Origin of the sequence: Acinetobacter sp. HY1485, from assembly GCF_027568475.1 — a bacterium.
Taxonomy (GTDB): Bacteria; Pseudomonadota; Gammaproteobacteria; order Pseudomonadales; family Moraxellaceae; genus Acinetobacter.
The window spans coordinates 357,320-369,294 of the sequence record NZ_JANKZG010000002.1; the positions used below are offsets into that span (position 1 = coordinate 357,320).

13 protein-coding genes are annotated in these 11,975 nt (G+C 37.6%); 6 read left to right on the forward strand and 7 right to left on the reverse strand.

Annotated elements, in window-relative coordinates; all coding sequences use genetic code 11:
- Window positions 1–116: 116 nt before the first annotated feature.
- On the forward strand, window positions 117–1,367 hold the full coding sequence (locus tag PCI70_RS03585) for an MFS transporter (RefSeq protein WP_333473528.1): 1,251 nt from the start codon (window positions 117–119) through the stop codon (window positions 1,365–1,367).
- 12 nt (window positions 1,368–1,379) lie between these two features.
- Entirely contained in the window at window positions 1,380–1,595 is a 216-nt protein-coding gene (locus PCI70_RS03590; protein WP_269913978.1) for a tautomerase family protein, read from the forward strand.
- A 16-nt stretch (window positions 1,596–1,611) separates the two neighbouring features.
- Here PCI70_RS03590 and PCI70_RS03595 read toward each other — a convergent pair whose 3' ends face one another.
- Window positions 1,612–1,815 carry a DUF378 domain-containing protein gene (locus PCI70_RS03595; RefSeq protein WP_269913979.1) on the reverse strand — a complete coding sequence of 68 codons (204 nt, stop codon included), beginning with the start codon at window positions 1,813–1,815 and terminating at the stop codon, window positions 1,612–1,614.
- A 245-nt stretch (window positions 1,816–2,060) separates the two neighbouring features.
- Complete coding sequence (locus PCI70_RS03600) at window positions 2,061–2,774, reverse strand: hypothetical protein (RefSeq protein WP_269913980.1); 714 nt, start codon at window positions 2,772–2,774, stop codon at window positions 2,061–2,063.
- Window positions 2,775–2,974: 200 nt separating this feature from the next.
- Between PCI70_RS03600 and PCI70_RS03605 the strand changes: the two genes are divergently transcribed.
- The 4 genes from PCI70_RS03605 (at window position 2,975) to PCI70_RS03620 (ending at window position 6,940) form a co-directional block, all read left to right on the forward strand.
- Window positions 2,975–4,339: an MATE family efflux transporter gene (locus PCI70_RS03605; RefSeq protein ID WP_269913981.1), complete on the forward strand. Its 1,365-nt coding sequence runs from the start codon at window positions 2,975–2,977 to the stop codon at window positions 4,337–4,339.
- 132 nt (window positions 4,340–4,471) lie between these two features.
- Window positions 4,472–5,179 carry a phosphate regulon transcriptional regulator PhoB gene (phoB, locus tag PCI70_RS03610; RefSeq protein ID WP_269913982.1) on the forward strand — a complete coding sequence of 236 codons (708 nt, stop codon included), beginning with the start codon at window positions 4,472–4,474 and terminating at the stop codon, window positions 5,177–5,179.
- Window positions 5,180–5,190: 11 nt separating this feature from the next.
- Window positions 5,191–6,558: a phosphate regulon sensor histidine kinase PhoR gene (phoR, locus tag PCI70_RS03615; protein ID WP_269913983.1), complete on the forward strand. Its 1,368-nt coding sequence runs from the start codon at window positions 5,191–5,193 to the stop codon at window positions 6,556–6,558.
- A gap of 43 nt (window positions 6,559–6,601) precedes the next feature.
- Window positions 6,602–6,940, forward strand: a complete 339-nt coding sequence (locus tag PCI70_RS03620) for a hypothetical protein (protein ID WP_269913984.1) — start codon at window positions 6,602–6,604, stop codon at window positions 6,938–6,940.
- 325 nt (window positions 6,941–7,265) lie between these two features.
- Here PCI70_RS03620 and PCI70_RS03625 read toward each other — a convergent pair whose 3' ends face one another.
- From PCI70_RS03625 to PCI70_RS03645, 5 genes are all read right to left on the reverse strand, one after another.
- Window positions 7,266–7,646 carry a hypothetical protein gene (locus tag PCI70_RS03625; protein WP_269913985.1) on the reverse strand — a complete coding sequence of 127 codons (381 nt, stop codon included), beginning with the start codon at window positions 7,644–7,646 and terminating at the stop codon, window positions 7,266–7,268.
- Between the two features lie 87 nt (window positions 7,647–7,733).
- Window positions 7,734–8,585: an archaetidylserine decarboxylase gene (gene asd / locus PCI70_RS03630; protein ID WP_269913986.1), complete on the reverse strand. Its 852-nt coding sequence runs from the start codon at window positions 8,583–8,585 to the stop codon at window positions 7,734–7,736.
- Window positions 8,582–9,412, reverse strand: coding sequence for a sulfurtransferase (locus PCI70_RS03635; protein ID WP_269913987.1), 831 nt, complete (start codon window positions 9,410–9,412; stop codon window positions 8,582–8,584). The genes asd and PCI70_RS03635 overlap by 4 nt, the downstream gene beginning before the upstream one ends.
- A gap of 5 nt (window positions 9,413–9,417) precedes the next feature.
- Window positions 9,418–10,656, reverse strand: coding sequence for a nicotinate phosphoribosyltransferase (gene pncB / locus PCI70_RS03640; RefSeq protein ID WP_269913988.1), 1,239 nt, complete (start codon window positions 10,654–10,656; stop codon window positions 9,418–9,420).
- 110 nt (window positions 10,657–10,766) lie between these two features.
- Window positions 10,767–11,975 (reverse strand): YadA C-terminal domain-containing protein (locus PCI70_RS03645; RefSeq protein WP_269913989.1); only part of this gene is annotated, 1,209 nt, incomplete at its 5' end.

Below are 11,975 nucleotides of genomic sequence, written 5' to 3' on the forward strand. Positions count from 1 at the left end.
AATTAATACGATGTTTACGTATTTTTTCATAGGTATTTTGCAAGGAAATATAACCATTTTTTACTTTTCTAATTATTTATATTAATGTGATAACAAATAAATCTAAGTATATGATCATGGAATCAGAGAATTTTTTCGAAAAATTATCCGTTCAAAAGAACACAACTCGCCTCGCTTTTTTTAATTTAGGCTTCTCCATGGCAACATGGGCATCATTGATTCCATTCTTAAAATTAAAGTTAGGACTAAATCATAATGATTTGGGATTACTTATTTTAGGAATGGGATTAGGTTCAGTTGCTGCTATGCTGATCACAGGACGTATTATTAAATATTTAGGTTGCCGTTTTATTATTGCAGTTTCATCTTTAATTTTTATCCTTACCTTACCCATCGTCACCAGTTTAACTAGCATTCCAATCATTGCAATTTTTCTTATATTTTTTGGGATTGCATCTGGTGCAACAGGCATTGCTGTTAATTTCCAAGGCGTTATTATAGAAGAAAAATATGATCGCCCTATAATGTCTAACTTTCATGGCATGTGCAGTTTAGGCGGACTTGTCGCTGCACTTGCAATGACCTCTTTATTTCATTTAGGACTATCACCTTTAAATACAACATTTTTAGCTGGACTCCTCATGTCTGTGATTGCTGTATTTTCAACATTAGGTGCAATGAATAAATCGAGTGTCAATACAACCAACAAACCAAAAGTAGAACAACTGCAAGAACCTGTTAAAAAGTTTTCAATTCCTCATCCTATTATTTTAGCGCTTGGTATGATGTGCTTTATTGCATTTTTAACAGAAAGTACTGTTTTAGATTGGAGTGGCGTTTACCTGACAAGCAACTATCATACGTCATTGTCTAATGCGAGTTTAGCGTACAGTTGCTTTGCCGTAACCATGACACTATCTCGCTTTTTTGCCCACATTGTTTTAAAGAAAATTGGCGAGAAAAAGTTAATTTGGGGTAGTTCTATTTGTGCAAGTTTAGGTATGGCAATTGTCGTTCTTGCACCTACTGCAGTTTGGTATTTTGTTTTATTTGGCTATGCTTTGGTGGGCTTAGGTCTATCAAACATTGTTCCCATTTTATTCTCACGTGTGGGTCGTCAAGACTTTGTTCCTAAATCTCAAGCTTTATCTTATGTATCAATTTTAGCATATTCGGGTGCATTAAGTGGCTCTGCATTGGTGGGCTTAATTGGGCAACAAACAGGTTTAACGTTTGTATTTGCATTTATTTCAATCATGTTGTTATCTATTGCAATGTTTAACTCATATACCTTTGTGAAAAAACGTCGTAAAGAGCGTAAGTTAAAAAAATTAATGCTGACTCAAAAAGATGTAGATATCGCCTAAGAGGTAAATAATATGCCATACGTTAATATTAAGATTACCCGTGAAGGGGTCACTAAAGAACAAAAGGAACAACTGATTGCAGGCGCAACACAGTTATTGGTAGATGTATTAGGCAAAAACCCTCAAACCACCATTGTAACGATTGATGAAGTAGATACTGATAATTGGGGAATAGGGGGTGTCCCTGTTACAGAACTTAGAAAAGATGCAAAAAAAGATCTCCAATAAGGAGATCTTTTTTCTATTAACGTTTGGTGAGCTTTGTGCCTGTATAAATTAAATAAATTGCCGATAAACCCACTAATACATAAATGATGCGAGATAATGCACTCATATCACCAAAAATTGCTGAAACTAAATTGAAGTTAAAAGCACCTACTAACCCCCAATTTAATCCACCTACGATGGTGAGTACATATGCAATCCAATCTACTGTCGACATTCTCATTTTTATTTCCTTTGCTTAATTAGTATTGTTTTTTTATTTTATAAAAATTACTTTATTTCATTGTTTGTTATTTGAGCATTTTTTGTATATTTAACATACATTGTAATCTAACGGTGAATCTTGCTTTGAATCAAATTTTTAACGGTTTTCTATGCAATATCAAAGAAACCAAAATTAAAAATATCGTAAGTCATTAATTTAAAAATTTTCAATAAATACAGGCCTTAAAAAGAAAGATGTGCTTATTAATTTTTGTAAATAATTTGGGTAGGCAGTACATACCATGCTTCTAAAAAATTAGCTTGAGCCAAGGCTTGTTTTAAGCGATCAGACATAAACATAGAACCTTTAAGTGCTGGGTCATGCCATAAGTCTAGGTCGCAACTTAGTGCCTCGCTAGATACTGCAATTGCATGATCAAATTCATCTCCTGGGCATAAAAAATAGTGTTGTACTCCTCCATTTAAATATTCTAAATTACATAATTCGCCTTCACAGCTTTCTGGCATTAGGTAAGAACGCCATGAACTTTCGGTTAGGTTCATGAGGTAGTAGGTTTCGTTATTTAGCGGTTGGTTACTTTCTTGGTCATACAAGCGTAAAGGGAAAAACTGTGTACCTTCTGCTAACTTAAATTGTTGTAACAGCTCATAACATTCTTTTGTAAACAGTTTATAACCATCAGATATTTTAAAAAAACCTTTAAAATTTTGGTGAATATTGGCAGGTACATGATAGGCATACATCGTAGTAGGGGGCTGTTGAATGGGTAATTTTTTATAAGCTAAATATGTATTTTTAATATCAATAGCTATATTCATTAGTTGCTCCCATTCAGTTTGTTCTTTTGGAGTACGTGGTTGTTTATACTCTAGCTCAAACCATCGGTTGTAATCATATAAGCTAGGAATAGAAAAGCCAAAGCGGTAAGTTTTGTTATGAGATTCTTGGGTTTGCATACAACTATACCAAACAGGGTTTAACATTGTGTATTCTCTTTATGATTCACTATAATATTCTAATATATTTTAAAAAGTTAAATGTTATTCATCTAATATTTGAAGATTGAGTTTTTTATTTAAACATCACAACAAAGCAACAGTATTGTTTTACACCTTTTTCTTTTATGCTTGAATAAAACACAACATAAGAAGATACAATGAAACAACGTCCATTAGTGACAGAGCAACACCTTTGGAAATCTTTTTTCTTTTTTTTACTGCCACTTATTGCCACCAATATTTTGCAAAGCGTTTCAGGTACTTTAAATACGATCTTTGTAGGGCAAATGCTTGGTGTCAATTCAGTTGCAGCCGTCGCTGTATTTTTTCCAATCTTGTTTTGTTTAATGGCGTTTATTATTGGTGTGTCGTCAGGTGCTTCTATTTTAGTAAGCCAAGCATGGGGCGCTCAAAATACAGAAAAAGTACAGCAAGTTGTGGGTACAACCATTTTTTTAACGCTTATTTTAGGGTTTTGTATTGCAGGGTTTGGGATTACTTTTGCCTCACACATTTTAACGGCGTTACAAACAGATACCACCGTGATGCATCTAGCATTGCCTTATATCCGTACCATGTTGGCAGGAAGCCCATTGTTATTTTTATACATCATGTATACCTCTTTATTACGTGGTGTGGGCGATAGCGTAACTCCACTGGTTGCGTTAAGTATGACCACCATGATTGGGCTATGTATCACCCCTGCCCTCATTACAGGTTATATGGGCTTGCCGCACATGGGGATTTTATCACCTGCAATTGCCGCGATTGTGGGTAATATTGCGGTACTTATTTTTTTAAGTTTTTATCTAAATTATAAAAAACATACTTTACGCCCCAACCAAACGCTATTACGTCATGTCAAATATGATAAAAAATTGATCAAAAAAATTCTAAAATTGGGTATTCCAACAGGCGTACAAATGGTCACAACCTCACTTGCAGGCTTGGTGATTGTCGGCTTAATTAATACATTTGGTGCACATGCTACCGCAGCGTACGGTGCTGTTAATCAGGTAATGAACTTTATTCAATTTCCTGCCCTCTCCATTGCCATTGCCACATCCATTTTTGTGGGGCAAGCCGTGGGTGCCAATAAAACCAATTTACTCTCCAAAATTACACGTACTGCCCTACTTATGAACCTCATGATTACAGGTACATTAGTCACAATTGCCTATTTGTTTTCTAAACCACTGATGCAACTGTTTATTACAGATCCGTCTGTTGTCACGCTTGGGCAATCACTATTATTTACTGTACTTTGGGCAGTTTTATTTTTTGGGGCAAGTGCTATTTTTGCCTCTACAATGCGTGCCACAGGTACAGTAAACCTACCCATGATTATTAACATTGCCACAATTTTGTGTATTGAAACACCGTGTGCCTATTGGTTTAGTCACATGTGGGGGCTTAATGGCATTTGGATGGCGTATGCTTTATCTTTTGTCTGCTTATGTATCTTTCAAGCAAGTTACTATTTACTGGTTTGGAAGAAAAAAGAAATCAAACGACTCGTTTAATCATAAAACTGTCATTATACTTTCATGAAAAATTCATAAAAATTGCTGAATCTGCCCCCAATGCAATACTACTGTCATAATTAAACTTTGTAATATGGGCAGCCAAGCCGTGGTTAAATAGGATGTGACACTGTGAAAGAAGACTACATTTTAATTGTAGATGACGAATTACCCATTCGTGAAATGATTCATACTGCGCTAGATATGGCAGGCTTCCAATGTTTACAAGCAGAAGATGCAAAACAAGCCCATCAAATGATTGTGGATCAACGTCCTGCTTTGGTTTTATTAGATTGGATGCTCCCCAATGGAATGAGTGGTGTAGACCTCTGCCGTCGTTTAAAACGTGATGAAACATTAGCCGAAATTCCTGTGATTATGCTCACTGCCCGTGGCGAAGAAGACCACAAAGTACAAGGGCTAGATGCAGGTGCAGACGACTATATGACCAAGCCATTCTCTACCCGCGAGCTTACATCACGCATTAAAGCCGTACTTAGACGCTCAAATGCACTCAGTGGCGAAAAACAAATAGATGCCAACGGTTTAGTATTAGACCCTGTAAGCCAACGCGTAAGTTTTGGCGACAACATTTTAGAAATGGGACCAACCGAATACCGTTTATTGGCATTTTTTATGACCCATGCCGAACGTGCGTACACGCGTGCCCAACTACTTGACCAAGTATGGGGTGGTAATGTCTATATCGAAGACCGTACAATTGACGTTCATATCCGTCGTTTACGCAAAGTCTTAGAACCTTTTGGCGTAGACCGTTTTGTTCAAACTGTCCGTGGCACAGGTTATCGTTTTTCTACCCGTGCAGATGCGCCTGCTTAAGATTTTAAATTATGTACGAACCCTACCCCACGCCTGAAATTAGTCACGAACATAAAAAATACCGTTATAGCAGTCTGTGGCAATATGCAAAGCAAGATTTAAAAGTCTTGTTCTTTTTTGTGTTAGTTGCAAGTTTAGTGGGCTTTGGGCTTGGCTACTTTTGGATTTGCCTTAGTATTGCATGTGTGTGCTTTTTAGGCGTTCAACTGCGTTCACTGTACCTCATTAACTATTGGATTTCTCATCATCCGTACGATGTTCCCCCTAACATCAATGGAATTTGGGGCGCGCTGTTATTTAATATTTATCGTGCGCAACGCCAAGAACGTATTGTGCAAGCAGAGATGGTAGGGTTAATTGATCGGGCGCAAGCCTCTTTGGTTGCCTTAAGCGAAGCTGTGGTGCTAACCGATGAGTTCCATCAAATTGAGTGGTGGAACCCCGCTGCCGAACGTTTACTTGGCATTAAAGAAGTTGACCGTGGGCGTAGCTTATTGGGTATTTTAAGACAGCCTAGTTTTATTGAATACTTCCATCATATGGATGAACATCCCGATGGCTTAAAGCTACAATCCACCTTAGATGAAGATCAATATATTCAAGTAAAACTAACAGGTTTTGGCGTAGAAAGTCGTTTACTGCTTGCCTACGATATCACACGCGTTCATAACTTAGAGCAAATGCGGAAAGACTTTGTAGATAATATCTCGCATGAACTACGTACTCCCCTTACTGTATTAAGTGGTTATTTAGAAACATTCCGTGATCAAGATGATTTTAATCCACGTTGGAACCGTGCTTTTGACCAAATGCAGTCACAAACACGGCGAATGAATGCATTAGTAAACGATTTACTCTTATTATCTCGCCTAGAAAATGATAAAAAAATTGCTAAAAACCAAATTGTTGATATGCCAAGTTTGATGAATCAATTATTTGATGATGCACAAGCCTACAACACAGAATATGGGCATATGCTTCATTTAGAACTTGATAGCCATAGCGATTTAATTGGTTCAGATATGGAGCTTGCGAGTGCTTTTGGGAACCTCATTACCAATGCTATTAAATACACACCTCAAGGTGGTGGCATTATTACTATTGGTTGGCACGAAGACCAAACGCATGGCTACTTTACCGTACAAGATAACGGCATTGGCATTGACCCTAAACATTTACCTCGCTTAACCGAGCGTTTTTACCGTGTTGATACCGCACGTAGCCGTCAAACAGGGGGGACAGGTTTGGGGCTTGCGATTGTAAAACATGTCTTAATGCAACACGGGGCTTACTTAGAAATTGATTCTAAAGCTAATCAAGGCTCTTGCTTTAAAGCAATTTTTCCAAAAGAGCGTCTGTACCAAAGTGAATCGCTTTAATGCTGTTATGATATGACCTGTAAAAACGAACTCATATGGAATTATGTCTAAAACGATAAAAATAGTCATTGGATTGGTGATGTGTTTAGGTGCATTTGTTTTCATCAAACTGACACTACCTAGCCAAGAAGAAAAAGACCGCCACACTGCTTTATTGTGTGATGTCATTCGGCAACCCGAAACTCAAATGACTGAAACAGGCTTAATTGAAGCGGTTCATTTTTATCAAGAAAATAGTGTTCCTGCTTATGTCGTACATAAACCGAAATTTTATGAAGGATATACTCAAAAGATTGTTCGACATTATTTGCAACTCAGTGCAGAACAGCAACAAAAGGCAAAACAAGACTATAATCAGTGTGCTCAATTTGTTAAAGATTAGTATTTTTGCCCACCTCTTAAGTGGGCACAAATCGAAATCCTAGTTTTATACTTTCTTTCATATCTTTAAATATTTCACGATCTGCAATAACAAACAATAGCATTTCCAATTCATAAGGTTCTGCATCCTCACCCAAAATAGGCTGTGCATACTTTTTAATAAAGTTATAGTATTTAAAATAAGCATCCTGCTTTGACTCATACAAAGGTGTTGAACTATTTAAGTGATATAAATTTAGAATTGTGTTTAAGTCAAAGTTACTTAAAATTTTATTTCTACTTGTAGGGATTGGAAAGTAAAGGGTATTGAATTCGTATTTTAAAATTCACCAGTTAAGTGCAAAAATAGCTCTAGAATCATAAATAAAGAAATCATCTGGTTTTAAACATGACGCTATTTTAGATAAAGATGAAATAACATCAAAAGTATCAATCGTTAACTTTCTATTTTTTGACTGTTGTTTAAATTTTGCTATTTTTTCAATATTATTAGATGTTTCTTTAAAACTTCGAATACCACCCCATTCTTTGACTATCCAAAAATCCACATCTGAATGCACAGGTGATTTTGAATATAGATCAAGTAAAATAGATTTTAGTTTTTTATTTTTTTCATAATCACTAATGGGAGTTGATAGCTCTTTTTTTTGGCATGATGTAAAGAATGAATGATGTGCTGAAAAAGGCGCTTTATAACGTTGTCGCAAATCAACTTCATCTTTTATTCTTTTTAACTACTCAATTAATACATTCATTTATTAACCTAAAAAAACGTGGCAAATGCCACGTCCTTATTATTTGGTAAGATGACCCAAACGCTCACCCATCACCACTGCAGATTGTGCTTTAAATTGTTCTTCCCAAGCCATCACATCTTGTTCAAACAATACAATTGCCGTTGAACCTAAATAAAAACGACCAAGTTCATCGCCTTTGTTTAACGCTAAATCATGATGTTGAAGCTCTAAACGACCCGTTGGTTTAACCTTTCCTGTGGCAACAGTTTCAATACCTGCAACAATCATTGCACCGACCAATACCACTGCCATACGTCCAATAGATGTATCAAACAGACACACCATACGCTCGTTACGCGCAAATAAACCCGATACATTTTCAGCAGTCACTTGGTTTACCGAGAAAAGTTCACCTGGCACATACAAGGTTTCTGTTAATTTACCATCAAACGGCATATGCACACGGTGGTAGTCTTTAGGTGACAAATAAACTGTCGCAAATTGCCCATTTTTAAAAGGCATTGCAAGTTTAGGGTCGCCAATCAACTGTTCTACAGAAAAGCTTTGCCCTTTTGCCTGAAAAACATCACCCTCTACAATCGCACCAATTTGCGAAATAGCACCATCAGCAGGACACACCACAGCTTCTTGCGCTGTATCAATTTGACGTGCCGTTGTTTTTAGCGAACGGGTAAAAAATTCGTTAAATGATTTATATTTAAGCGCATTTTTTTGTTCAGCAATTGACATATCAATGCCATATTTTGCTTTAAAGGCTTGAATAACCACATTTTTAACAATCTTATTTTCACTTGCTGCAACTTTACCCACCACACGGCTTAGTTGGTGTTGTGGTACTAAATCTTGCGCTTTTAAAAACAACTGTTTTTGTAACGATTTGAGGCTCAAAGTGGCTTCTCTCCCATAACTGTTGGACTGTGTAGGCAATTGCCCCACTCACTCCACGCACCATCATATGCCATCACCTGCCAATTGAGTAAACGCCCAATCATATAAGCAAGCGCAGAACGATGATGTGATTGGCAATATACCACCACAGGTTTTGTTAAATCAAAACCCACTTGCTGTAATTGCTGTTTAATCTGATCTAAGGGATGCAATCTTAAATGATTTTTTGTACAAATTGCAGTGTTTGCTTCGTAATGTCGGGCATTTGGAATGTGTCCTGCCAATCTTGCAGTACGTTTTTGCCCTGTATATTCTTCCAAACTACGACAATCCCAAATTTGAATAGACTGTTCTTGCACATGTTCTTTTAGGGTTTGGTAGTCAACTTTATATTGGGCTGATGTAGCAAAAGAGGGCTGAAAATATTGCTGAGGTATGATGGGTTGATGTACCTGATGGCTGATTGGGTATTTACCACTAAGCCATGCTTGGATGCCACCATTTAATAAACTTGTATTTAAAAAACCAATACAATGCAAGTTCCATAACAGTCGGCTTGCCCATGCGCCTCCTTCATCATCATAGGCCACTACATGATCTGTTGGGGCAAGGTGCAAATGCTCAATTAAAGCCTGCATTTGAGTAAGTGAGGGCAAAAAACCCGAAGCAAGGTCAATAGGTTGGACAAGCTGTTTGGGTTGGGCATGTATTGCTTTAGGCAAATGTACTTGTTGATAGACTGTTCTACGCGTTAAATCTACAATTTTAACGCGTGGATCATCTAAATAATCAACGAGTACATCAGCGTCTACTAATAAAGGTAGCATGACATTTATTTATGTAGTTTAGAGAGTTGGATTATTTCGCAATCTGTTTCTTCAATATCAAACACCTGACGCAAATATGCTAAAAAGGTATTGTTATCGGTCATGGTTTTACCCGGACTATCTGAAATTTTAGCAACTGACTGCCCATTACACTCCACCAATTTAAGTACAATATTAAGCGGTGTTACGCCCATATCATTGGTTAAATTTGTGCCAATGCCAAAACTCACTTTAAAGCGGTCTTTGAAGTATTGGTATAAATCCCATGCTTTTGGCAAAGTTAAACCATCACTAAAGGTGAGCATTTTGGTTTTACTGTCAATTTTTAGTTTTTGATAATGCGCATAGGCTTTATCGCCCCATTCGTACGGGTCGCCACTGTCATGACGTAAGCCATCAAATAGTTTGGCAAAGTATAAATCGAAGTCACGCAAGAACGCATCCATTCCTACAACATCAGTGAGTGCAATACCTAAATCGCCACGATACTCTTGTACCCACGCTTCTAATGCTGCTTTTTGAAAATCACGTAGTCTTACATCAAGCGCTTGAAAGGCTTGCAAAAATTCATGCGCCATTGTACCAATAGGTGTAATACCCAATTCTTTAGCAAGTAAAACATTACTTGTACCTCTAAACATACATGGTACAGCTTGATGAAATGTTTCTACCACATGCTTGTGCCAGCTCAAACTATAGCGCCGACGTGTACCAAAATCAGATACTAAAAATGGAGCATCTTTCGGTTGGCGTTTTTGTTCGAGTTGTTTAAGAAGTGCTAATTTTTCTTGTAAGCGACGCTCGCCTTCTGCCATAACGGCATCTGTATGCAAACGCTTAAAATAAAGTTCATTCACAATAGAGAGGACAAAAATTTCAAACATCAATGCTTGAACCATTGGTCCTTCAATATGAATATCTAAGCGTCCTTGCTCGTCAATTCCTGCTTGTATAAAGCGACGTTTGAGTTGAAATAACTCTAAGTAATCGACAAAGTCACTTTTGATAAAGCGTAAGTTACGTAGATAGGCAAGTTCTTCAGGCTTAAATCGTAAGCTACATAGATGATCTAATTGTTCGTTTAAGTCGCTTAAAATTTCAGTCAGTGGATAGACAGTATCTTCTAAATTACGACAGCGAAATTGGTAAACGCTATGGGTTTGCGGAAATTTGTGCAATACCACTTGCAACATCGTAAATTTATATAAATCTGTATCCAATAGCGATCGTATTATTGGTTCCATATGCGTATCAATCTTTTTTGACTTTCAGCATTAAAGCACATTTTTTTATAAGGTATAAAAAAAATTACCGCCCATTAAAATGAGCGGTAATTCAGGTTTTCTAGTTTAAATTATTTCCATTGGTAACCAACAGATACTGCGCCACCAACATTACTTCTAGAGTCGGCTGATGCACCAAGCTTCCAAATGTATTTGTTGTTGTCCGTAATGGCACTTGCACCCACGGCAATGGCGCCTTCGCCTTTATATCCACCTAAACCTGCACTCACCATACTTAAACCTGGTTCGCTTGGTTGTGGTAAGTTACCAACTGCCATTGCACCTGCAATACCTGCGCTTGTATCGCGGCGTAATTCATTTAAACCTCGATTAGTTTGAGCAAACGCATTTTCTAGTGTATCTACACGTTTATCTACAGCCCCCAATGCATCACCTACATTGTTATATGCCCCACCTGCTACATTGTAGGTTGGTGCTGATACTTGTCCTGTTGATGCATCTACCGTAGAACCACCACCTAAGTAGTTAGATACATTGGTATTTGCTTGGTAAACCTGAGCACCATTGACTGCATCTTTGCTTGAGCTTGTGATACTACCATCAGCCACATTGGTTACTTTTTGGTTTCCTGCATTTACGCCATTGCTATCAATTTCAACTTGTCCAACTTTAACCGTATTTGCAGTAATGTCTTTAGACGTTGCCACTTGATAGTTGGTGCTGCCATCAGCATTATTAGAGGTGGTGACAACAATATTGTCGCCTTGAGTAACAGTTGATTTTGCTTTAGCTGCACTTTGGTTCACATTTTTGATCGCTTGATCAACAGTGGTTGCACCTGTACCGCCAATGTTAGTTGCAGTTACTTTGCCATCTGCATCAACCGTTGCATCACCACCAATAACGCTTGCAACACTGTTTGATACATTAGAAAGCTGTCCACCATTGATTGCATCTGTAGACCCTTGGGCAACTGAACCATTTGCCACACCTGTTACCGTACGATTACCTGATGTTCCTGCAACATTTACAGTTGTACCCCCTGTGTCTTGTCCAATGGTAATTGGGCTATTGGCATCCGCCTGTTTCACAATGCCTGTTTTACCTGATGTCACATCACTAATATTGTTTTGCAAGTTACTAATATTGTTTGTATTCGCTGTGACTTGGCTTTGAACATTGGCAAGCTGTCCACCATTAACGGCATCTTTAGAACCTGCAGCCACTGTACCATCAGCCACATTGGTTACTTTTTGGTTTCCTGCACTAATACCTGCTTGTGTAATACTTGGTGTATTTGCAATCTGCGTACCTGTACT